At 66.7% G+C, this 20,920-nt stretch carries 22 protein-coding genes; 10 read left to right on the forward strand and 12 right to left on the reverse strand.

Going from position 1 to position 20,920, the window contains the following annotated elements; translation table 11 throughout:
- Positions 1-83: 83 nt before the first annotated feature.
- The 3 genes from U4Z64_RS34630 to U4Z64_RS34640 all read right to left on the reverse strand — a co-directional run bounded on the left by U4Z64_RS34630 (position 84) and on the right by U4Z64_RS34640 (position 3,578).
- Complete coding sequence (locus U4Z64_RS34630) at positions 84-1,052, reverse strand: helix-turn-helix domain-containing protein (protein WP_321822393.1); 969 nt, start codon at positions 1,050-1,052, stop codon at positions 84-86.
- Between the two features lie 598 nt (positions 1,053-1,650).
- Positions 1,651-2,598 carry an aldo/keto reductase gene (locus U4Z64_RS34635; protein WP_321822394.1) on the reverse strand — a complete coding sequence of 316 codons (948 nt, stop codon included), beginning with the start codon at positions 2,596-2,598 and terminating at the stop codon, positions 1,651-1,653.
- Between the two features lie 359 nt (positions 2,599-2,957).
- Positions 2,958-3,578, reverse strand: coding sequence for a LysE/ArgO family amino acid transporter (locus U4Z64_RS34640; protein ID WP_044846469.1), 621 nt, complete (start codon positions 3,576-3,578; stop codon positions 2,958-2,960).
- Between the two features lie 106 nt (positions 3,579-3,684).
- Here U4Z64_RS34640 and U4Z64_RS34645 point away from each other — a divergent pair, with 106 nt between their 5' ends.
- Positions 3,685-4,578 (forward strand): LysR family transcriptional regulator ArgP, encoded by an 894-nt coding sequence (locus tag U4Z64_RS34645; protein WP_124663577.1) that lies wholly within the window; start codon positions 3,685-3,687, stop codon positions 4,576-4,578.
- 69 nt (positions 4,579-4,647) lie between these two features.
- Here the strand turns inward: U4Z64_RS34645 and fnr are convergent, their stop codons facing one another.
- From fnr to U4Z64_RS34660, 3 genes are all read right to left on the reverse strand, one after another.
- Positions 4,648-5,394, reverse strand: coding sequence for a fumarate/nitrate reduction transcriptional regulator Fnr (fnr, locus tag U4Z64_RS34650; protein ID WP_044846467.1), 747 nt, complete (start codon positions 5,392-5,394; stop codon positions 4,648-4,650).
- Between the two features lie 183 nt (positions 5,395-5,577).
- Complete coding sequence (locus U4Z64_RS34655) at positions 5,578-6,045, reverse strand: universal stress protein (RefSeq protein ID WP_124489012.1); 468 nt, start codon at positions 6,043-6,045, stop codon at positions 5,578-5,580.
- 368 nt (positions 6,046-6,413) lie between these two features.
- Positions 6,414-6,824, reverse strand: a complete 411-nt coding sequence (locus U4Z64_RS34660; protein WP_321822395.1) for a DUF3005 domain-containing protein — start codon at positions 6,822-6,824, stop codon at positions 6,414-6,416.
- A 279-nt stretch (positions 6,825-7,103) separates the two neighbouring features.
- On the opposite strand from U4Z64_RS34660, the gene U4Z64_RS34665 reads away from it, so the two are divergent.
- Positions 7,104-7,337, forward strand: a complete 234-nt coding sequence (locus U4Z64_RS34665; protein ID WP_044846464.1) for a hypothetical protein — start codon at positions 7,104-7,106, stop codon at positions 7,335-7,337.
- Positions 7,338-7,474: 137 nt separating this feature from the next.
- Complete coding sequence (gene epsC / locus U4Z64_RS34670; protein ID WP_124524118.1) at positions 7,475-8,395, forward strand: serine O-acetyltransferase EpsC; 921 nt, start codon at positions 7,475-7,477, stop codon at positions 8,393-8,395.
- 115 nt (positions 8,396-8,510) lie between these two features.
- On the opposite strand, the gene U4Z64_RS34675 is transcribed toward epsC, so the two are convergent.
- From U4Z64_RS34675 to U4Z64_RS34685, 3 genes are all read right to left on the reverse strand, one after another.
- A complete protein-coding gene (locus tag U4Z64_RS34675) occupies positions 8,511-9,314 on the reverse strand; it encodes an SDR family oxidoreductase (protein WP_044846462.1) in 804 nt (267 codons plus the stop codon).
- Positions 9,314-9,943: a GTP cyclohydrolase I FolE gene (folE, locus tag U4Z64_RS34680; RefSeq protein WP_044846461.1), complete on the reverse strand. Its 630-nt coding sequence runs from the start codon at positions 9,941-9,943 to the stop codon at positions 9,314-9,316. The genes U4Z64_RS34675 and folE overlap by 1 nt, the downstream gene beginning before the upstream one ends.
- A 101-nt stretch (positions 9,944-10,044) precedes the next feature.
- On the reverse strand, positions 10,045-10,971 hold the full coding sequence (locus tag U4Z64_RS34685; protein WP_124489016.1) for a LysR family transcriptional regulator: 927 nt from the start codon (positions 10,969-10,971) through the stop codon (positions 10,045-10,047).
- 117 nt (positions 10,972-11,088) lie between these two features.
- Here U4Z64_RS34685 and pobA point away from each other — a divergent pair, with 117 nt between their 5' ends.
- The 7 genes from pobA (at position 11,089) to U4Z64_RS34720 (ending at position 18,021) form a co-directional block, all read left to right on the forward strand.
- The gene (pobA, locus tag U4Z64_RS34690; protein ID WP_044846459.1) at positions 11,089-12,321 is read left to right on the forward strand and encodes a 4-hydroxybenzoate 3-monooxygenase; all 1,233 of its coding nucleotides are present in this window, start codon (positions 11,089-11,091) and stop codon (positions 12,319-12,321) included.
- A gap of 145 nt (positions 12,322-12,466) precedes the next feature.
- Positions 12,467-13,183, forward strand: a complete 717-nt coding sequence (locus tag U4Z64_RS34695) for a 3-oxoacid CoA-transferase subunit A (RefSeq protein WP_124489018.1) — start codon at positions 12,467-12,469, stop codon at positions 13,181-13,183.
- A 15-nt stretch (positions 13,184-13,198) separates the two neighbouring features.
- Positions 13,199-13,855 (forward strand): CoA transferase subunit B, encoded by a 657-nt coding sequence (locus tag U4Z64_RS34700; protein WP_012365076.1) that lies wholly within the window; start codon positions 13,199-13,201, stop codon positions 13,853-13,855.
- 88 nt (positions 13,856-13,943) lie between these two features.
- Complete coding sequence (locus U4Z64_RS34705) at positions 13,944-15,317, forward strand: 3-carboxy-cis,cis-muconate cycloisomerase (protein ID WP_321803722.1); 1,374 nt, start codon at positions 13,944-13,946, stop codon at positions 15,315-15,317.
- Positions 15,317-16,102, forward strand: a complete 786-nt coding sequence (gene pcaD / locus U4Z64_RS34710) for a 3-oxoadipate enol-lactonase (RefSeq protein ID WP_124489020.1) — start codon at positions 15,317-15,319, stop codon at positions 16,100-16,102. The genes U4Z64_RS34705 and pcaD overlap by 1 nt, the downstream gene beginning before the upstream one ends.
- A gap of 10 nt (positions 16,103-16,112) precedes the next feature.
- On the forward strand, positions 16,113-16,499 hold the full coding sequence (gene pcaC, locus U4Z64_RS34715) for a 4-carboxymuconolactone decarboxylase (RefSeq protein WP_044846455.1): 387 nt from the start codon (positions 16,113-16,115) through the stop codon (positions 16,497-16,499).
- Positions 16,500-16,662: 163 nt separating this feature from the next.
- Positions 16,663-18,021, forward strand: coding sequence for an MFS transporter (locus U4Z64_RS34720; protein ID WP_124668112.1), 1,359 nt, complete (start codon positions 16,663-16,665; stop codon positions 18,019-18,021).
- A gap of 134 nt (positions 18,022-18,155) precedes the next feature.
- Here U4Z64_RS34720 and U4Z64_RS34725 read toward each other — a convergent pair whose 3' ends face one another.
- The 3 genes from U4Z64_RS34725 to U4Z64_RS34735 form a co-directional block, all read right to left on the reverse strand.
- Positions 18,156-18,404 (reverse strand): hypothetical protein, encoded by a 249-nt coding sequence (locus U4Z64_RS34725; protein ID WP_124524124.1) that lies wholly within the window; start codon positions 18,402-18,404, stop codon positions 18,156-18,158.
- Positions 18,405-18,512: 108 nt separating this feature from the next.
- Complete coding sequence (locus tag U4Z64_RS34730; protein WP_321822396.1) at positions 18,513-19,130, reverse strand: LysE family translocator; 618 nt, start codon at positions 19,128-19,130, stop codon at positions 18,513-18,515.
- 610 nt (positions 19,131-19,740) lie between these two features.
- On the reverse strand, positions 19,741-20,859 hold the full coding sequence (locus tag U4Z64_RS34735; protein ID WP_321822397.1) for a tyramine oxidase subunit B: 1,119 nt from the start codon (positions 20,857-20,859) through the stop codon (positions 19,741-19,743).
- Positions 20,860-20,920 lie beyond the last annotated feature (61 nt).

Below are 20,920 nucleotides of genomic sequence, written 5' to 3' on the forward strand. Positions count from 1 at the left end.
GCGCCGCGGCGGCTCATGCAGCGATCTCGTTGCGCTGACGGTTGGCCGTGGATTGCGCAGCGGGAGAACCCGGCGACGAGCGGCTAGCGCGGGTTGTCCGGCGCGCGCGTGTCGCTCGGCGTCTCGCCGAAGCGCGCGCGATAGCTGCGGCTGAAGTGCGCGCTGTTGTTGAAGCCCCAGCGGAACGCGATTTCGCTGACCGTCAGGTGCTTAAGCGACCGGTCGCGCAGATCGGCGCGGCAGCGTTCGAGACGGCGCGCGAGGATGTAGCGCGTGAGCGGCATCCCTTCGATTTCGAAGATGCGCGCGAGCTGGCGCGGCGACAGGTTGATCGCGCGGCTGACCGACCGGGTGTCGAGATCGTCGTCGGCGAGATGGCTGTCGATGAATGCCTTCGCGCGCGACAGCGTGTGGACGGTCGACTTGGTCGGCGACGCGTCGCCGTCGCGCAGCCGCAGCATCGACTGCATCAGGTCGAGCATCGCGGCGGCGCGCCGTTCGCGCGCGTCGGGCATCGATTGATGCGGTTCGGCGAGCAGCGCGTAGAGCTGCCGCGCGGCCCACGACGTGACGCCGTCGTCGCGGTCGATCTTGACGACGCTGCGATGGCGCCACGGGCCGACGTGCGCTTCGAACACGTCGCGCGGCACGTCGAGCACGGTCATCGCCATGTTCGCCGGAAAACCGTGGCCGTACGGCATCGACGTGTCGTACAGCACGATGTCGCCGGGCGCATGCCGGATGCACTCGACGTCCTGGAACGTATAGCCCTGCCCTTCGTGCATCAGGCACACGAACACGGCGTCGCGCGGGTCCGCGTGGATGTTGTGCGGCGTGCGCACGACCGCATGCCGGTTCGCGACGATGTCGCACACGCCCAGCAGCCCGAGGTCGCGCTTGCGCAGCGACGCGTCGATGCCTTCGGACGATTTACCGCTGCATTCGATGCGCACGAGCGAGCGGGCGACATGGTCGACCCAGAAGTCGACGCGTTCGTCGCCGCGTACGGCGCGCGTCGAGATCGACACGATTCCCGTGCTGATGTCCGGCATGACGTTCTCCCAATGACCGCCCGAGCGGCGCAGTCTCGGATACGCCGGCGGGCGCGGTCAATCGGTGAAAGACCCGGGGCGGGCCCGGGATGCGCTCGCGGCGGTGCGTTGCGGCCGGATGTCCGTGTGAGTCAACGAATATGGCCGGGAAAGGCAAAACGTGCGGGCGTGTTCGGGGTACGTTGTTCGGTTCGGTTCGGTTCGGTTCGGTTCGAACGGTGAGACGCACAGCTGCTTCGTTATACGGAATAAAAGTCGCGTGCCGCCCGATCGTGTCGTTGAAGCTGCGCGGTGCTCGCGTGATTCATCGAGCTCGCATCTCGCGCGCTGGCGAAGCGATGGCGGTATGCATGTTTGCGTGCCGCCGAAGACCTGGGGCAGCGGTGTGTCGTGGATTTTTTTCGTTGTGTTGGAGCAGAAGCGCGTGTTGTCGGATCGCATTGCCGAAACCGCGCGCCGGTCGAGTGATTCGCGGCGCTCTTCCCGCGCGCGCGGCGTGAGCGATGCCGACATCCCTGTTCGCGTCACCCGCGCGTCGCACCGGCGGCTTGAAGCGCGAAACGCCGCGATTCAAGCCGTCATCTGCTTGTACGCGACGTCAGACCGCGCTGGCCGCGTCGATCTTCCGAATGTCCTCATCGTCGAGCCGCACGCGAATCGCTTCGCCGAGCAGCGCGAGCTGTTCGAGCGACGTCGCGCTCGCGATCGGCGCGGTGATCGTCGGCCGCGCGATCTGCCATGCGAGCGCGATCGCGGCCGGCTGCGTGCCGTGCTTCGCCGACACGTCGTCGAGCGCCGCGAGAATGCGCAGGCCGCGCGCATCGAGATAGCGGGCGACGCGATCGCCGCGCACGCTCTTCTTCAGGTCGGCCTCGCTGCGGTACTTGCCCGACAGGAAGCCGCTCGCGAGCGCGTAGTAGTTGACGACGCCGAGCTGCAGGTCGCGCACGACCGGTTCGAGATCGCGCTCGTAGTCGGCGCGGTTGATCAGGTTGTATTCCGGCTGGATCACCTGGTACGCGGGCAGGCCGTCGCGCTTGCTGATGTCGGCGGCTTCGCGCAGGCGCGCGCCGCTGTAGTTCGACGCGCCGATGATGCGCACCTTGCCCGCGTCGATCAGCGCCTGGTATGCGGCAAGCGTTTCTTCGAGCGGGGCCGTATCGGCCAGATCGCGGTGCGAAAAATACAGGTCGATGTAGTCGGTCTGCAGGCGGCGCAGCGAATCGTCGGCGGCCTTCAGGATGTTGTCTTTCGTGAGGCCCGCACGCGCGTCGAGCAGGCCGACCTTGGTCGCGATCACGACCTGGTCGCGCTTGCCGGAACGCTTCAGCCACTTGCCGATGATCGTTTCCGATTCGCCGCCGCGGTTGCCGGGCACCCAGGCCGAATAGACGTCGGCCGTGTCGATGAAGTTGATGCCGGTGTCGGCGAGCGCGTCGAGCAGCGCAAACGATGCGTTTTCGTCGACGGTCCAGCCGAAGACGTTGCCGCCGAAGGCGAGCGGGGAAACCTGGATGTCCGAGGTGCCGAGGGTGCGTAGTGCCATGTTGCTCTCCGGAATCTGAAGGGTGACGGGTTGGAACGACGGGATTGGCCGCGATGAATGCGACGGGACGGCGGTCGGGTGAAGCACGTTCGCCGTTGTCGCGGGACGCTGGAACATTCTCGCCGATCGACCGGATTCGTGCAGCGGGCGCGCGGCCGTGAAGACGGAGGAATTGCAGCGGACGGCGGACGCATCGTCTGCTGCGTGGGTCATTCGTGCCGCCGCGTTCGATCGGGAACCGAATTTTGTTGCGGCCGGGCGTGGCAGCGGGAGAGACGGGCGGAGCCGGCCGCTTCGCCGCGGCGGAACGAAAAACGGGCGGCAAGTTGCCGCCCGCGATCGATCATTCACCGAGGCCGTTATCGCAACTGCACGGCCGCCAGGAACAGCACCATGCTGCCGATCGCGCCGTCCAGCACGCGCCACGCGACGGCCTTGCGGAACCACGGCGCGAGCAGTCGCGCACCGTATCCGAGCCCGAGGAACCAAACGACGCTGACCGACATCGCGCCGATCGCGAACGCCAGCCGCGTGCCCTCCGGCTCCCGCGCACCGGCCGTGCCGATCAGCAGGAACGTATCGAGATACACGTGCGGGTTGAGCCACGTGAACGCGAGCGTCATCAGCACGATCGCGACCGCGCTCTGCGGCGGCGGCGCGACGGCGTCGCCGCGCACGTCGAGCGTTGCGTGTCCCGGCTTGAACGCGCGACGCAGCGCGTTGAAGCCGAACCATGCGAGATACGCGAGGCCGACGTACAGCACCGCGTGGACGAAGGTCGGATAGCGTTCGACGAGGACCGACGCGCCGCCGACGCCCGCGCCGATCAGGATCATGTCGGACAGCGCGCACAGCAGCACGATCTTGCCGACATGCGAGCGCATGATGCCTTGCCGGAGCACGAATGCGTTCTGCGCGCCGATGGTGACGATGAGCGACCCGCACAGGGCGGCGCCGTGGGAAAAAGCGATCCAGTTCATGATGGGGAGCGGTGACGCAGTAGACGGGTGAATCGGTTGGCGCTAGTCTGCGATGAGCTGGAACATAAGAGAAGCTAATTCACCTAATGCAGATTAAGGAAATCTAATGCTCGACTACGCATTGCTCGATGCCCTCGCGGCGGTGATCCGGCACGGTTCGTTCGAGCGGGCGGCCAAGGAGCTGAACGTCACGCCGTCGGCGGTATCGCAGCGCGTGAAACTGCTGGAGGAGCGCGTCGGCAGCGTGCTCGTCAAGCGCGGGCAGCCGTGCGTCGCGACGACGTCGGGCGCGTTGCTGTGCCGGCATACCGAGCGCGTGCAATTGCTCGAGGCCGAACTGGGCGGCCGGATGCCCGCCTTGCCGGGCCAGATCGCGAGCGCATGGCCGACGTTGCGTGTCGCCGTCAACGACGACAGCGTCGCGACCTGGTTCATCGATGCGGTCGGGCCGTTCTGCACCGAGCGCGAGACCTTGCTCGACCTCGTGATCGACGACCAGGACCATACGGCCGCGCGGATTCGCGACGGCAGCGTGCAGGGCGCGGTGACCGCGCAGGCCGAGCCGATCCAGGGATGCCGGTCGACGCGGCTCGGGCGTATCCGCTATCGCGCGGTGTGTTCGCCGGCGTTTTACGCGCGCTATTTTGGTGCGGGCATCACGCGCGATGCGCTGCGCCGCGCGCCGTGCGTGATGTTCAATTCGAAGGACGGCTTGCAGGCGCGCTTCATCCGGCGCGTGACGCGCGCGGATCTCGATCCGCCGCAACACTGGATCCCGCACGTCGCGGGCTACCTGCGCGCTTGCGAAACGGGGCTGGGATGGGGGATGTGCCCGGACCGGATGGTCGATCGCCAGCTGGCGGCGGGCGAACTGGTCGACATGTCGCGCGGGCGGACCGTCGATATCGATCTGTACTGGCAGAGCTGGCGCCTGTCGATCGGCTGGCTCGACGACTTCAGCGCGGCACTGAAGGCGCGCGCCGCGCTGTTTCTCGACTGATCGAGGCGGGCGCGGCGGGCGCGGCGGATCGTGGCGGGCGGCGGCGCCCAGGTCACGCGCCGCGCGGGGTCAGACGTGGTGCAGGCCGTCGAAGTCGACGATCTGCACGAGGCGGCCGTGCATTTCGATCAGGCCGCGCTTCTGGAACTTCGACAGCGTGCGGCTGACCGTTTCGAGCGTCATGCCGAGGTAGCTGCCGATGTCCTCGCGCGTCATCCGCAGGTTGAATTCCGACGGCGAGTAACCGCGCTTCAGGTAGCGCGCCGACACGTCGAGCAGGAATGCGGCGACGCGCTCTTCGGCGTTCAGCGAACCGAGCAGCATGGTCTGCGACGTTTCGCGCACGATCTGCTCGCTCATCAGCTTGTGCATGCGCAGCTGCATCGTGCCGGCTTCCGAGCACAGCGACTTGAGCGCGCTGTACGGAATCACGCAGACCGAGCTGTCTTCCAGCGCGACCGCGGTGCGCGGGTGCGTGTCGTCGCAGATACCGTCGAGACCGAGCGCCTCGCCCGCGAGGTGCAGGCCGGTGACCTGCTCGCGGCCGTCGTGGCGCGTGGCGACGGTTTTCAGCGAACCCGAGCGCACGGCGTACAGGTTGTCGAAGGTGTCGCCTTCGCGGAACAGCGCTTCGCCGCGCTTGACCGGGCGCGCCGCGCAGATGACCGATTCGAGGCGGCTGAGCGCGTCGGGTGCGAGGCCCTGCGGCATGCACAGGTGCCGCATTGCGCACGACGAGCAGTGCGGGGCCTGGCGGGGCGCCCAGGTGCCTGCATGGGACGGAACGGCGGGGCGTGTGGCGACGGGCGTCAACATGATCGTTTACTCCGGCATTGAATCGACGGAATCATTGTCCCACCGCAAGTTGCCGCTGTCGGGCGACAAAACGTCGCGACCGCGCGCACATGCCGCGCACCTGCCGCGGGCATCGCAGCGGCCTGCGTGCAGGCATGCCGCTGCGCGTGCGTGGCGCGCCGCGCACGCCGATGCCGACACCGCTCAGCCTTCCTGATCGTCCGTATGCGCGGCGGCCGGGATCAGCAGCACGGGCAGCGTCGCATGCCGCACGCACTGTTCGGCGATGCTGCCGAGCACGAGGCGACGGAACCCGCGGCGGCCGTGCGTGCCGAGCACGAGGAGGTCGGCGCCGAATGCTTTCGCACCGTCGAGGATCAGCGTCGACACGTCGTTGAGCGACGACGCCTCGCTCGTCAGCGTCTCGCCCTTCACGCCGGCCGCCTGCATCAGCTTCCTGAAATCCGCCGCGAGCGCATTGCCTTGCGCGATGAGCTGATCGCGCAGCACGGACGGGTCGTAGCCCGGCACGTTGTAGTAGATCGCGGCGTTTTCGACGACGTAGAACGGCTGCAGTTCGGCACCGTGCTCCTTTGCGAGCGCGAGGGCGGCGTCGAACGCGTGGCGTGCGGTGTCGCTGCCGTCGATGGCAACCAGAATGCGCTTGTACATAGTGTCTCCGAGTGGCGGATTGAACGGAAGTCGGCCGAACGGCCGGGGCGGCCGTGCGTCGCTGCGAGGCAGGGTAAACCAACGGCAGGGACTTTGCAGCGACGTGCCGGCGGTCGCGAATGGGCATTGAAGCGCATCCGTATCGCGATGACGTGACTTCGATCAACACCGATGCATCGACGTCGTGAAATCCCGCGTGCCGAACACGAATCGGGCGCTGATATCGATTCCAGCGCCGCTTCGGAAGATCGCACCGCCTGCGCACCGAACGATCGACCGGCGCGCTAACGCGCACGCCGGTCCGCCGCCATCGGGCGTCGGCGCCCTTCAACCCGCCGAACGAACGATCGATTCAAACGCCGCGTGCGTTACCGCGGCACCGCGGTGATTTCGATCACCCGTTCCGGCCGGCGTCCGTGGCCGGGCCAGTGCGCGCTGCCGTACATCCGGTGAACCGGGCCGTACGGCGCGTCGCCCGCGTGCGACGGCGCGTCGAACCCCTTCTCGATCACCATGTAGCCGGCCCGCAGCGCGAACGCCGGATGATTGCCGCCCGGCCGGCTGTCGAAGCCGGCGAGGCCGTCACCAGCCTCGGGCATCGCGTTGACGAGCGACGCGTTGCTGCCCGTGATCTGGTCGGGCGGGAAGGGGGCGCCGCTCGCGAGACGCGCCGCTTCGCGATTCTTGCCGTCGGTGTCGACGGTGCTGTCGTGCGTGTCGTCGTTGTCGAGTTCGATGCTGCGCGGATGCGCGGCGTGCGCTTGAGCTGACGTTTCCATCACGGCTCTCCTGGCGGCGTAGCGCTCCGGATCGAAGCAAATCCCGTTCCGGGCAAGACGGGAAAATGGTGCGCGGGCGATCGCCGTAGTCGCGTGGCGCGCACTGATTTGTCATGATTTATTTCAGCTAGAACACCCGTTTTCTACAGAGTATGATTCTTTTCCTGCGAAGCGGCGACAGGGGATGCAGTACGCGCCGACTCTGCCCGCACCGGGCGCCGCAGCACCCTTAGAGACGGGTAGCGAACAACAAGCAAAGGGACTAGAGGTGGCGGATTCATGCAAGCGACTACTGCCTTCACGCACCGCGGTTATCTGTTGAATTGCGCGCCCGCGCGCGCCACTGACGGGTCGTTCAAGCCCTACGTCGTGATCTCCCGATCGAGTGACGGGGAACTCGTCGCGAACCGTTTTTTCCCGAGCGAGCTCCAGTTCAACGACGAAGGCGACGCGATCGCGCATGCGCGCGACTGGGCCGTGCGCTGGATCGACGCGAGCAGCGTCACGATCTGACGCCGTCGCGCGGCGGCAGCGGCGGCCGTCCGGCCGATCCCCCGGCGTGCCGCTGCCCGGCAAAAACGCGGTAATCTTGCGGAACCCGTCACTTTATTAGCGGCCGTGCGATCGCGCGCGGCTGCCTGCATTGGCATATGTCGACATCACCCGCCCGTCAGTGGGGCCTCGAAGAAATCGTTGCCGGCTTGCGCGAATCGCGCGAGGAACTTCACCGCACGCGTCATCCGCGTGGCATCCGCGAGCTGCCGTCGCGCGACGCGATCTGCAAGATCGTCACCGGCCTGCGTGCGTCGATGTTCCCGACGCACTACGGCGCGCCGGATCTGACCGACGAAAGCGTCGACTACTACGTCGGCCACACGCTCGAAAGCACGCTGCGGATCCTGTCCGAACAGATTCGCCGCGCGCTGCCGTTCCTGCCTGAGCATGCGGACACGCCGTTCGCGGAACTCGACGAACGCGCGTTCGAGATCGCACGCGAGTTCGGCCGGCAGTTGCCGGCGGTTCGCGCGCTGCTGGTCAGCGACATCCAGGCTGCCTACGCGGGCGATCCGGCCGCGCAGCACATCACCGAGATCCTGCTGTGCTATCCCGGCGTGTTCGCGATGATGCACCATCGGCTCGCGCATGCGCTGCACCAACTCGGTGTGCCGCTGCTCGCCCGTTTCATCAATGAAATCGCGCACTCGGCCACCGGCATCGACATTCACCCGGGCGCGCAGATCGGCCCGAGCTTCTTCATCGACCATGGCACCGGTGTCGTGATCGGCGAAACCGCGATCATCGGCGAGCGCGTGCGCGTGTACCAGGCCGTCACGCTCGGCGCGAAGAGCTTCCCGGCCGATGGGGACGGCACGCTGGTGAAGGGCAACGCGCGGCATCCGATCGTCGAGGACGACGTGGTGATCTATGCGGGCGCGACCATTCTCGGCCGCGTGACGATCGGGCGCGGCTCGGTGATCGGCGGCAACGTGTGGCTCACGCACAGCGTGCCGCCCGGCACGAGCGTCGCGCAGGGCAAGGTCCGCGAAGGCGGCAGCGGCGAGAAGCCGTAACGCGGCGCGCGAACGGCGAAACTGTCGTTCGCGCGGCGCAGGCGAAGGCGCGCACCCAACACCAGCACACCGGTGTGCCAAGAGGGTGCACGGCTGCCGCCGCACCCCCGCTTCGTCAGTGCTTGCCGGCCGGCGAGCGATGCTTGTAGAGCACGTCCTGGTCGACGCGGATCAGGTTCTGCCCCGCATCGACGACGAAATCCACGCCGTTGTACGCGCTGCCCGTCAGCAGCAGGATCGCGCTCGCGACGTCGTCGGGGCCGGCGATGCGCGCGAGCGGCGTCGACGCGCGGCTCGCGTGTTCGAAGTCGGCCTGCGTCTGGTCGTCGCTCGGCAGCATCAGCCCGGGGAACACCGCATTCACGCGCAGCACCGGCGACGACGACAGCGCGAGCATCTGCGTGAGGTTGCCGAGCGCGGCCTTCGCGACCGTGTAGCTGAAATGGTCGCGGTGGAAGTTTTCCTTGATCTTCTGGTCGACCACGTTGACGACGACGCCCTGCGTGCCGGCCGCACGGGCCCGTTCGTAGAACGCGCGCGTGAGCAGGATCGGCGCGCGGCAGTTGACGGCCCACGCCTGGTCGAATGCCGCGAGGTCGAAGCTCGGGAAATGGTCCTGCCAGAACACCGACGCGTTGTTGACCAGCACGTCGAGGCGGCCGAATCGCGCATACACCTGGTCGATCAGCGCGGTGATCTGCGCGGCGTCCGACAGGTCGGCCTGCAACGCGACCGAATCATGCCCGCGTTCGGCGATCGCGCGGGCCGCCGCCTGTGCGGCATCGGCGGAGCGGTCGTAGTGGACCGCGGTGCGATAGCCGTGCGCGGCGAAATACTCGGCGAACGCGCGCCCGGCCCGGCGCGCGGCGCCGGTCACGAGCACGACCGGCGCGTGTGCCGCTTGCTTCGTGGACTGCATTACGTATTCGTCAGGTTGACTGAAGAAGGATTCGCGACAATCGACAGGAATTCGCGCCGCGTCGACGGATCGGTGCGGAACGTGCCGAGCATGCGCGACGTGACCATTTCGACGCCCGGCTTGTGAATGCCGCGCGTCGAGATGCACTGGTGCGCGGCTTCGAGAATCACGCCGACGCCCTTCGGCTGCAGCACGTCGAACAGCGTGTCGGCGATCTGCACGGTCATCTTTTCCTGGATCTGCAGGCGCTTCGCAAACGCGTCGACGAGACGCGCGAGCTTCGAGATGCCGACGACGCGATGGTTCGGCAGATACGCGACGTGCGCGCGGCCGATGATCGGCACCATGTGGTGCTCGCAGTAGCTCTCGAAGCGGATGTCCTTCAGCACGATCATCTCGTCGTAGCCGTCGACTTCGCTGAACGTGCGCGCGAGGATGTCGCGCGGTTCCAGCGCATAGCCGGCGAAGAACTCTTCGTATGCGCGCACGACGCGCGCCGGCGTGTCGAGCAGCCCTTCGCGGGCGGGATCGTCGCCGGCCCAGCGCAGCAGCACGCGAACGGCATCCTCCGCTTCTTCGCGGCTCGGCCGGGATGCGGCCGGCTCGGGCCGCGCGTTCTTTTTACCCATCTAGTCGCTCCATCGAATGCGGCCGCCTGCGGCGGCGCGGATATCCGGTCATTGTTTCATGCTTTCGCGGGTCGTGCGTGCGGCCTGCCGCACACCCCGCGTCACTTCGGCCACTCGTCCTGCTCGTCGTTGAACAGCGACGCGACGACGCCGCGCAGCCACGCGGTGCGCGGATCGTTGTGGAACTTGCGATGCCAGTGCTGCTTCAGGTCGAAGCGCGGCAGCGGCACCGGCGGCTCGACCGGCACGATGAACGCGTGCTCCGCCGCATACGCATAGCCGATCGCGTGCGGCACCGTCGCGATCAGGTCGGTGCGGCTCAGGATGAACGGCAGGCTCATGAAGTGCGGCGTCTCGAGCACCGCGCGGCGCTGCATGCGCTGCTTCGCGAGGTATTTCTCGAGCACCTCCTGGCTGCGCCCTTCGGCGCGCACCACCGCATGCCCGCATGCGAGGAACTGCTCGGCCGTGAACGGGCGCGCCTGTTCGAGCGGATGGCCGCGCCGCATCAGGCAGACGAACCGGTGTGTAAACAGACGCTGCTGGAAGAAGTTGTTGCCGTCGAGATCGGGGAAATAGCCGACCGCGAGATCGATCGAGCCGGCTTCGAGGCCGCGGCCGACTTCGTCGTGTGCGAGCGAGACCGAGCGCAGGTTCGCGTGCGGCGCGCGCGTCGCGAACGCCTGCAGCAGCTTCGGCAGGAACACGATCTCGCCGACGTCCGACAGCGCGATCGAGAACGTATGCGTGCTCGCCGCCGGATCGAAGTCGTGCGGCGCGACGAGGCCGCGCTCGATCTGCGCGAGCGCATCGCGCGCGGCCGGCAGCAGCGCGAGCGCGCGCGGCGTCGGCTCCATCCCGCGCGACGTGCGCACGAACAGCGGATCGCCGAAATACTCGCGCAGGCGGCCGAGCGCGGTGCTCACGCGCGGCTGGCTCACGCCGAGCAGGTCGCCGGCGCGGCTGACGTTGCGCGTGTCGTCCAGCGCGACGAGGTACGGAATCAGGTTCAGATCGAGCGTTTCCATCACGGGAGCCAGTATCTTCAAAGCGTATACAACATATCTCCTGAATCGCGTTGCTGCATAGTCGGGAAAGCGCTCAAATGGGTTCCATTACTCGAACCAATGTTCTGGAGACGAACAATGCGCACCCAGGTCGCCATCATCGGCGCCGGTCCGTCCGGCCTTTTGCTTTCCCATCTGCTGCGCCTGCAAGGCGTGGATTCCATCCTCGTCGAGGCGCGTTCGCGCGAATACTGCGAGAACCGCATCCGCGCCGGCGTGCTGGAGCAGGGCACGGTCGACACGCTGAACGAAGCCGGCCTCGGCGACCGGATGCGCCGCGAGGGGCTCGAACACCACGGCATCGAGCTGCTGTTCTCGGGCCAGCGCCATCGCATCGACCTGAGCGCGCTCACCGGCGGGCGCGCGATCACCGTCTACAGCCAGCACGAAGTGGTGCGCGACCTGATCGCGGCCGGCGTCGAGCACGGCCACGCGATGCATTTCGAAGTGAGCGACGTTGCGCTGCACGATGTCGAGAGCGAGCGCCCGTTCGTCACGTTCAAGCATGCCGACGGCCGCGAAGACCGCATCGACTGCGACTACATCGCCGGCTGCGACGGCTTTCACGGCATCGCGCGCCAGACGATTCCGGCCGAGCGGCTGAACACGTTCGAGCGCGTCTATCCGTTCGCGTGGCTCGGCATCCTCGCCGACGCGGCGCCGTCGCTCGACGAACTCGTCTACGCGCATCACGACAACGGTTTCGCACTGTTCTCGATGCGCTCGCCGACGGTCACGCGCCTCTACCTGCAGTGCAAGCCCGACGAAGACCTCGCCGAATGGTCCGACGCGCGGATCTGGGACGAACTGCACACGCGCTTCTCGAACGACACCGGCTGGACGCCGACCGAGGGCCGGATCACGCAGAAGAGCGTGACGCCGATGCGCAGCTTCGTGTCGGAGACGATGCAGCACGGCCGCCTGTTCCTCGCCGGCGACGCCGCGCACATCGTGCCGCCGACCGGCGCGAAGGGGATGAACCTCGCGGTGGCCGACGTCCGCGCGCTGTCCCGCGCGCTCGGCGCCCGTTACCGCAACGGCGACGCGACGCCGCTCGAGCGCTACTCGGCGACCTGTCTCGAACGCGTGTGGCGCGCCGAGCATTTCTCGTACTTCATGACGAACATGCTGCATGCGTCGCCGGAGGACTCGCCGTTCGTCAATCGCCTGAAGTTTGCCGAGCTGAAGTACGTGACGCGCTCGCGGGCCGCCGCGCAGTCGCTCGCCGAAAACTACGTCGGCCTGCCGTTCGACGACCAGACGCCCCCCGAGGGATCCCGCCTTGACAACGCGCTGTGCGCGACTCTATGATCGGCCCATCGTTCGCTAATAGAATCTCGGTTCGAATAGCGAACAAATGCCGAAGGTCGACGACGGCCTTCGACGCGGCACGCGACACGCGCGTGTCCCCTCGACAGGCCGCGCATCGAGCCGCGGGTTCGTATCAGGAAGAGACATGGTCAACAAGATTTTCGAATCGCTTCAATCGGCGGTCGCGGACGTCCACGACGGCGCGACCATCATGATCGGCGGGTTCGGCACGGCAGGCATGCCGTCCGAGCTGATCGACGCGCTGATCGAGCAGGGCGCGCGCGGCCTGACGATCGTCAACAACAACGCAGGCAACGGCGAGACCGGCCTCGCGGCGCTGCTCAAGGCGAAGCGGGTACGCAAGATCATCTGCTCGTTCCCGCGCCAGAGCGACTCGCAAGTGTTCGACGCGCTGTACCGCGCGGGCGAGATCGAGCTGGAGCTCGTGCCGCAGGGCAACCTCGCGGAGCGGATCCGCGCGGCGGGCGCCGGCATCGGCGGCTTCTTCACGCCGACCGGCTTCGGCACGAAGCTCGCGGAAGGCAAGGAAACGCGCGTGATCGACGGCAAGTCGTACGTGTTCGAGACGCCGATCCACGCCGATTTCGCGCTGGTCAAGGCGTACAAGGGCGATCGCTGGGGCAACCTCGTCTATCGCAAGACCGCGCGCAACTTCGGGCCGATCATGGCCAGCGCCGCGAAGGTCGCGATCGTCCAGGTGTCGGAAGTCGTGCCGCTCGGCGGGCTGAACCCGGAACACATCGTGACGCCGGGCATTTTCGTGCAGCGCGTCGTCGAAGTGCCGCAGGCCGCGCATGCGGCCGAGCTGGCTGCCGAACACGCTGCATCGCAAGCTGCCTGACCGAGGAGACCCGACATGAAACGACTGACCCGCGATGAAATGGCCAAGCGCGTCGCCCAGGACATCCCCGAAGGCGCGTACGTGAACCTCGGCATCGGCGTGCCGACGCTGGTGGCGAACCACCTCGACCCGAGCAAGGAGATCTTCCTGCACAGCGAGAACGGCCTGCTCGGCATGGGCCCGGCGCCCGCGCCCGGCGAGGAAGACGACGAGTTGATCAACGCCGGCAAGCAGCACGTGACGCTGCTCACCGGCGGCGCGTATTTCCACCACTCGGATTCGTTCGCGATGATGCGCGGCGGCCACCTCGACTACTGCGTGCTCGGCGCGTTCCAGGTGTCGGCGAACGGCGATCTCGCGAACTGGCATACGGGCGCGCCGGATGCGATTCCGGCCGTCGGCGGCGCGATGGACCTCGCGATCGGCGCGAAACAGGTGTTCGTGATGATGGAGCACCTGACGAAGCAGGGCGAGAGCAAGATCGTCGCGCAGTGCTCGTATCCGGTCACCGGCGTGCAATGCGTGAGCCGCATCTATACCGATCTCGCGGTGCTCGACGTGACGGCCGACGGCCTCGCGGTGAGCGAGATCTTCACCGACCTGTCGTTCGACGAACTGCAGAAGCTGACCGGCGTGCCGCTGATCGACGCGACGCGCAAGGCCGCGGCCTGACCGGCAAGCGTGCCGGCGCGCGCGATCGCGCGCACGCCGGCACGCTTGGGTAGACAATAAGCGCACGCCGTTTCCCCAATCTGATGCCATGCTCGAAGACAGCGCCCGCCTGACCTCCCTCATTTGCGGCACCGAGCCGCTCAACCGGATCTGGTCGCCCCGCGCGACGATCCAGCGGATGCTCGACGTCGAGGCCGCGCTCGCGCGCGCGCTCGCCGCGCAGCAGGTGATTCCCGCCACCGCGGTCGCGCCGATCGAACGCGCGTGCGACGCCGGCCGGCTCGACGCCGACGCGCTCGCGCACGGCGCGGCGCTCGGCGGCAATCTCGCGATCCCGCTCGTCAAGCAGCTCACCGCGCAAGTGAAGGCCGACGACCCGGAGGCCGCGAAGTTCGTGCACTGGGGCGCGACCAGCCAGGACATCATCGATACCGCGACCGTGCTGCAGCTGCGCGACACGCTCGACGTGCTCGAGCCGCTGCTCGACGAAGCGTGCGCGTCGCTCGCGACGCTCGCGCGCACGCATCGTGCGACGCCGATGATCGGCCGCACGTGGCTGCAGCAGGCGCTGCCGATCACGCTCGGCCTCAAATTCGCACAATGGCTCGACGCGCTGCTGCGCCATCGCGCGCGCTTCGCCGAATTGCGTGCGCGCGCACTGGTGCTGCAGTTCGGCGGCGCCGCCGGCACGCTGGCGAGCCTGCGCGAGCACGCGGCCGGCGTGAGCGCCGCGCTCGCGGCCGACCTGCGGCTCGCGCTGCCGGCCGTGCCGTGGCATACGCAGCGCGACCGCATCGCGGAAGCCGCGTCCTGCTTCGGGATGCTGACCGGCACGCTCGGCAAGATCGCGCGCGACGTGTCGCTGCAAATGCAGACCGAAGTCGGCGAGCTCGGCGAACCGGCGGCCGCCGGCAAGGGCGGCTCGTCGACGATGCCGCACAAGCGCAACCCGGTCGGCTGCGCGGCCGTGCTGACCGCCGCGGTGCGCGCGCCGAACCTCGTCGCGACCGTGTTCGCGGGGATGGTCCAGGAGCACGAGCGCGCGCTCGGCGGCTGGCAGGCCGAATGGGATGCGCTGCCCGACCTCGCGCGTCTGACCGGCGGCGCGCTTGCGCAGATCGCGCAGATCGTCGCGGGCCTCGACGTGAACACCGAACGCCTTGCCGCGAACCTCGAGCTGACGCACGGGCTGATCCTCGGCGAAGCCGTGATGCTCGCACTGGGCGACCGGATCGGCCGGCTCGATGCGCATCATGTCGTCGAGCATGCGTCGAAGGAAGCCGTGCGCACCGGCGCGACGCTGTTCGACGTGCTCGCCGCCGATGCGACCGTATCGGCCCATCTGTCGCGCGACGCGCTCGCGCGGCTGCTCGATCCCGCACATTACGTCGGCGAGGCGCAGGCCTGCGTCGACGCCGTGCTCGCGCTGCACGCGGGCACGACACAACCAGGAGAACACTGATGCCTTTCGCCACTGTCAACGGCGTGAAACTGCATTACCGGATCGACCGTGCCGCGCGCGACGACGCGCCGTGGCTCGTCTTCTCGAACTCGCTCGGCGCCGACCTGCAGATGTGGGCGCCGCAGATCCGCCCCCTCACGCAGCACTTCAACATCCTGCGCTACGACACGCGCGGCCACGGCCATTCCGAAGCACCGGCCGGCTCGTACACGGTCGACCAGCTCGCGGGCGACGTGATCGGCCTGCTCGACCACGTCGGCATCGAGCGCGCGCACTTCTGCGGGATCTCGATGGGCGGCCTGACCGGCGCCGCGCTCGCCGCGCGCTTCCCGTCGCGCATCGTGCGCGCCGTGCTGTCGAACACCGCCGCGAAGATCGGCTCGCCGGAAGTGTGGGCGCCGCGTGCGCAGAAGGCGCGTGCCGAAGGGATGGCCGCGCTGGCCGACGCCGTGCTGCCGCGCTGGTTCACCGACGCGTTCGTCGAACGCGAGCCGCGCCTGTTCGACGCGATCCGCGACACCTTCGTGCATACCGACAAGGACGGTTACGCCGCGAACTGCGACGCGCTGAACGCGGCCGACCTGCGCGAGGAAGTGAAGGGCATCGCGCTGCCGGTGCTCGTCGTGACCGGTGCGAAGGACATGTCGACGCCGCCCGACCAGGGCCGTGCGCTGGCTGCTGCAATTCCGGGCGCGCGTCACGTCGAATTCGACGCCGCGCACATTTCGAACATCGAGTGCACCGACGGCTTCAACCGCGCGCTGCTCGACTTCCTGACTGCGTGAGGCACCGACGATGGACGACCAGCAACGTTATGAGGCAGGGATGAAGGTGCGTCGCGCGGTGCTCGGCGACGCGCACGTCGACCGTTCGATCGAGAACCGCACCGAAGTGACCGACGAATTCCAGAACCTGATCACGCGCTATGCGTGGGGCGAGATCTGGACGCGAGACGGCCTGCCGCGCCATACGCGCAGCCTGCTGACCATCGCGATGATGGTCGCGCTGAACCGCGGCGAGGAACTCGCGCTGCACCTGCGCGCCGCGCGCAACAACGGCGTGACGCGCGACGAGATCAAGGAAGTGCTGCTGCAGACCGCGATCTACTGCGGCGTGCCGGCCGCGAATTCTGCGTTCCATCTCGCGGACAAGATCTTCAAGGAACAGGATGCGGCCGCCTAGGCGCAGCTGAACAACACGGCCGGCTCGCGCCGGACGTGACCCGATCGCGACGCCTGCCGCTGCCGGCCGGTGTCGACGATGCATGACGCGCCGGCGACGAATCGGCGCGCGTACAAGGAAAGGCGCGGCCATCAGGCCGCGTTGCTTACATAGGAGACACGCGATGAATCGCGCACCCGTGGTCGATGTCCAGACCTTCATCAACGAGCAGCCGTTCGGCGGCTTCCAGTGGCTCGTGTTCCTGATGTGTTTCGTGATCGTGCTGCTCGACGGCTTCGATACGGCCGCGATCGGCTTCATCGCACCTTCGCTGCTGGGCGAATGGAACCTCACCAAACCCGATCTCGCACCCGTGCTGAGCGCCGCGCTGTTCGGCCTCGCGTGCGGCGCGCTCGTGTCGGGCCCGCTGTCCGATCGCCTCGGGCGCCGCTCGCTGCTGCTCGGATCGGTGTTCCTGTTCGGCGTCGCGTGCTTCGTGTCCGCGTTCTCGAACACCATCGGACACCTGACGATCCTGCGTTTCATTACTGGCGTCGGGTTGGGCGCCGCGATGCCGAACGCGGTCACGATGATGGGCGAGTTCTGCCCGGACAAGCGCCGCGCGACCGTGATCAACCTGATGTTCTGCGGCTTCCCGCTCGGCGCCGCGTTCGGCGGTTTTCTCGCCGCGTGGATGATCCCGCATTTCGGCTGGCGCAGCGTGCTGATGCTCGGCGGCGTGACGCCGCTGCTGCTCGGCGTGCTGTTGCTGCTGAAGATGCCGGAATCGGTGCGCTTCATGGTCGCGCAAGGTCAGGGTGTCGAGCGGATCCGCGCGACGCTCGCACGGATCTCGCGCGACGCGCTGAACGCCGGCTCGTTCGCGATGACCGAAGCCGCGCCGCAGACGGGCGGCAAGGGGATCGGCGTCGTGGTGTCGCGCTCGTACATCGTCGGCTCGGTGATGCTGTGGATCGCGTATTTCATGGGCCTCGTGATCTTCTACGCGTCGATCAACTGGATGCCGATCCTGCTGAAGGATGCCGGTCTGACGCCGAAGAGCGCGACGCTGATCTCCGCGCTGTTCCCGCTCGGCGGCGTCGGCGCGGTGTTGTGCGGCGTGCTGATGGACCGTTTCAACGCGAACCGCGTGATTGCCGTGTGTTACGCGCTGACCGCGATCAGCGTGTATGCGATCGGGCAGGCGGCAGGCAATGTAGGGATGCTCGTGCTGGTCGTGTTCATCGCCGGCGTGCTGATGAACACCGCGCAATCGTCGATGCCGGCGCTTGCCGCCGCGTTCTATCCGACCGAAGGGCGCGGTACGGGCGTGGCATGGATGCTGGGTGTCGGCCGCTTCGGCGGGATCGCCGGGTCGTTCCTCGTCGCCGAACTGACGCGCCGGCACTTCTCGTTCGCGGGCGTGTTCGCGACGATCGCGGTCGCGGGCTTGCTCGCGTGCCTCGCGTTGCTGATCAAGCAGGCGGCGCGGCCGCACGGCGTCGCGCAGCCGTCCGGCAAGATCGAGTCGCTCGGGCATTGAGCGGATTCGGGGCCGGGGCGATGCGCCGGCCCTGCGTGTGTTCGGGACGCTGCGGTGAGGCGCAAGACGGCTCACACGCACAACGACAGACCGAGCTGCTTCGGCGGCCCGTCGCTATTCCGGCCGCCGCGCCACTACTCCTCCGCGTCGTGTTCCTTGACGAAGTTGCGCAGATACGCGCGCAGCGCGGCCTCCTGGCTGCGATGATCGGCAAGGTTCGCGGCGCCCAGCGCTTCCTCGTCGCCGAACAGCGTGGGCGGCGCGCAGTACGTACCCACCTCGATGTTCTCGCGCAGCACGCGAATCTCGTGCGTGAGCGGGTGGTACTCGGCGACCCAGTGCATGCCCTCGATGTGCTCGCCGGTCTTCAGCATTGGCTTCATCGGCCACCTCCATGCAGATGCGGCGCAACCGCCGAAGCGATTGCGCGCGCCCGTACCAAAAGGGTACGCCTGCACGGCGTGAAGCTCAACGGCTGTGCTCGTGAGCGCTTACTGCGGCAGCAGATGCGCGGCGAGCGGATACAGCGACAGGATCAGCAGCACGGCCATCGTCACGTTGAAGATGCGCAGTGCGCGGCGGTTCGACAGGAAGCGGCGCAGGCCCTGGCCGAACGCGGCCCACAGGCTGATGCACGGAAAGCCGATCAGGATGAACACGACGGCCATCCACGCGGCGTTCATCCCGTAGTCGGCGGACAGGCGGATCGTCGTCGCGGCGGTCAGCACCATCATCCACGCCTTCGGATTGACCCACTGGAACGCGGCGGCTTCGAGGAACGTCATCGGCCGCGGCTTGGCGCCTTGCGCCTTCACTTCGCCGGACGTGCCGATGCGCCAGGCGAGGTACAGCAGGTACGCGACGCTCGCGACTTCGAGGATCGTGTACAGGACCGGCACGCGGCGGAATGCTTCGCCGAGACCGAAGCCGACGCACAGCATCAGGATCGCGACGCCGATGCTGATGCCGAACAGGTGCGGCATCGTGCGGCGGAAACCGAAATTGACGCCGGACGCGAGCAGCATCGTGTTGTTCGGGCCGGGCGTGATCGACGTGACGAGCGCGAACAGCATGCCGGCGGGCAATGCGCTGAGGGTGAGGAAGTCCATCGCGGATTCTCCATTCGTGTTCGGGACTGGGATGGAGTCAGTGTAGCGACGGTTTTCTGTACAGTACCGGTACAGTTTGCCTGGTGGTTGCCGGTACGGGGGAGGGGGGAGGGTGGTGCGCGGGTATTTGTTGTTTGTTGTCTCTCAAAAAAGATGTCCGCAGTCTCAATAAGTTGTCTTTGAATAAAAATTCATATCAATGTGGAATTTTCGTCGTATTCGCGAATTCACGCTGGTCCTGAGGTTTTTATTCTGAAATTCAATGAAGTGCGCAAACTTATCATTGCGTCGAAGTGGAAAAAGTGCGTCGCGAGCGATGTAAATGACGAGGGGTGGCTAACACCTGAATGCTCAAAATCAACCTCTCACAGCTTGTCATTCAACACGGTTACTCAGATCAACGTGACCAATCGAGGCGGTCCGCTGCACGCAGCTTTGCCAAGAGTACTTGGTGCAAGCGGTCCCAAACCTCGACGCTCGCCAGCATTCGCCCGGCATGAGCCTTCGGCCTATGGCCGAAGGCTCAGGAAAGCCCCGACACTGGCGCTCGGCACTTTCCAGGGGGATCCAGGCGGCTCAATTGCCGGGAGCGCGATTCACGGCGACCCGATCAGAGAGCCGGCTTTTCCCACAAATTGAGGGGCGTGCCGATCTTCCTTTCCCGCGCGTTGTTATAGAGCTCCGTCCCCCAGCTGATGTCGAAAACCGCCATCCCGCATGCTATGAAGATGACACGCTCCTTCGTGCTCTCCCGGCCCGGCTTGTCGCCATTCACGACATGACCGAGGCTGGTCGAGTCAGGCAGGGCGGGCAGCTTGCCTGCATCGATCAGACGGAAGAACGGGCCGCCAATGACGCTGCTGTAGTAGCTTTCCTTATTGCCCGATGCGATTGCGTCCTCGACATAGGCTTCCTGCAGCGGGGTATGGTCGTATACGATCCTGGCGCCGGTCAGGAACGACTCGTCGGTATTGAACGGGCCCGAGACGAGAATGGTCGCGCCCTCCTTGATCCATTCGTCCTTGAAATAAAGCGGCTTCAGACGCGACGCTGCCACGGTGATGACATCTGCATCACGGAAGCCTTTCTCGGCCTCATCGGTACCGGTGGCGGAAATCCCGTACGTTTGCTGAACCCAACCGGCGAACTCGTTCGCCTTGTCGAGGAAGACGTCGAAACAGACGACGTGCTGGATCGAGCCGAGCTGGGTCATGATCGCGGTGAAGCACGCCTTGTTGATCGGGCCGCAACCGATAACAGACATACTTCTCGCATCTTGGTTGGCTAGATACTTTGCCGCCACTCCCGGCACGGCTCCGGTTCGGGCCGCGCTCAACAAGTTCGCCGACATCAGCGCCAGCGGCGCGCCTGTGTCCTTGTCATTGAGCATCATGGTCAAGATCGAGCGCGGCAGGCCTTTCTCGGCATTGGCGTGATTCGATCCGTACCATTTGTTGCCGCACACGTCGAAGCGACCGCCCAGATAACCGGGCATTGCAGCAAAGCGGCGGTCCGGACCGGCAACCGGCATGTTCGGGAACTTCGTCTCTTTCGGGAAGACGATGTTCATTCCGTGGTTATTGTGATTGGCGCCACCCATCAGATAGTCGCCTCTGCCGAGGAGTCCGAATGTCTCTTCGCATACGGACACGCAGCGCGCGGCATCCAGCACGCCAGCTGCGATCATGTCCGGCTCGGAAAGGTACAGAAAGTCGATTTTGGGATACATGGTGCAGACCTCGTCGAAAAAGGAAGATGTTGGGTGTCAAGCGTCGATCCCGACTCAGTGG

The sequence above is a fragment of the Burkholderia sp. BCC1996 genome (assembly GCF_905339955.1).
Classification (GTDB): domain Bacteria; phylum Pseudomonadota; class Gammaproteobacteria; order Burkholderiales; family Burkholderiaceae; genus Burkholderia.

Bases quoted from the DNA above. Each gene is read 5' to 3' on its own strand.
- U4Z64_RS34630 (WP_321822393.1), bottom strand. From the start codon at position 1,052: ATGCCGGACATCAGCACGGGAATCGTGTCGATCTCGACGCGCGCCGTA.
- U4Z64_RS34635 (WP_321822394.1), bottom strand. From the start codon at position 2,598: ATGGCACTACGCACCCTCGGCACCTCGGACATCCAGGTTTCCCCGCTC.
- U4Z64_RS34640 (WP_044846469.1), bottom strand. From the start codon at position 3,578: ATGAACTGGATCGCTTTTTCCCACGGCGCCGCCCTGTGCGGGTCGCTC.
- U4Z64_RS34645 (WP_124663577.1), top strand. From the start codon at position 3,685: ATGCTCGACTACGCATTGCTCGATGCCCTCGCGGCGGTGATCCGGCAC.
- fnr (WP_044846467.1), bottom strand. From the start codon at position 5,394: ATGTTGACGCCCGTCGCCACACGCCCCGCCGTTCCGTCCCATGCAGGC.
- U4Z64_RS34655 (WP_124489012.1), bottom strand. From the start codon at position 6,045: ATGTACAAGCGCATTCTGGTTGCCATCGACGGCAGCGACACCGCACGC.
- U4Z64_RS34660 (WP_321822395.1), bottom strand. From the start codon at position 6,824: ATGGAAACGTCAGCTCAAGCGCACGCCGCGCATCCGCGCAGCATCGAA.
- U4Z64_RS34665 (WP_044846464.1), top strand. From the start codon at position 7,104: ATGCAAGCGACTACTGCCTTCACGCACCGCGGTTATCTGTTGAATTGC.
- epsC (WP_124524118.1), top strand. From the start codon at position 7,475: ATGTCGACATCACCCGCCCGTCAGTGGGGCCTCGAAGAAATCGTTGCC.
- U4Z64_RS34675 (WP_044846462.1), bottom strand. From the start codon at position 9,314: ATGCAGTCCACGAAGCAAGCGGCACACGCGCCGGTCGTGCTCGTGACC.
- folE (WP_044846461.1), bottom strand. From the start codon at position 9,943: ATGGGTAAAAAGAACGCGCGGCCCGAGCCGGCCGCATCCCGGCCGAGC.
- U4Z64_RS34685 (WP_124489016.1), bottom strand. From the start codon at position 10,971: ATGGAAACGCTCGATCTGAACCTGATTCCGTACCTCGTCGCGCTGGAC.
- pobA (WP_044846459.1), top strand. From the start codon at position 11,089: ATGCGCACCCAGGTCGCCATCATCGGCGCCGGTCCGTCCGGCCTTTTG.
- U4Z64_RS34695 (WP_124489018.1), top strand. From the start codon at position 12,467: ATGGTCAACAAGATTTTCGAATCGCTTCAATCGGCGGTCGCGGACGTC.
- U4Z64_RS34700 (WP_012365076.1), top strand. From the start codon at position 13,199: ATGAAACGACTGACCCGCGATGAAATGGCCAAGCGCGTCGCCCAGGAC.
- U4Z64_RS34705 (WP_321803722.1), top strand. From the start codon at position 13,944: ATGCTCGAAGACAGCGCCCGCCTGACCTCCCTCATTTGCGGCACCGAG.
- pcaD (WP_124489020.1), top strand. From the start codon at position 15,317: ATGCCTTTCGCCACTGTCAACGGCGTGAAACTGCATTACCGGATCGAC.
- pcaC (WP_044846455.1), top strand. From the start codon at position 16,113: ATGGACGACCAGCAACGTTATGAGGCAGGGATGAAGGTGCGTCGCGCG.
- U4Z64_RS34720 (WP_124668112.1), top strand. From the start codon at position 16,663: ATGAATCGCGCACCCGTGGTCGATGTCCAGACCTTCATCAACGAGCAG.
- U4Z64_RS34725 (WP_124524124.1), bottom strand. From the start codon at position 18,404: ATGAAGCCAATGCTGAAGACCGGCGAGCACATCGAGGGCATGCACTGG.
- U4Z64_RS34730 (WP_321822396.1), bottom strand. From the start codon at position 19,130: ATGGACTTCCTCACCCTCAGCGCATTGCCCGCCGGCATGCTGTTCGCG.
- U4Z64_RS34735 (WP_321822397.1), bottom strand. From the start codon at position 20,859: ATGTATCCCAAAATCGACTTTCTGTACCTTTCCGAGCCGGACATGATC.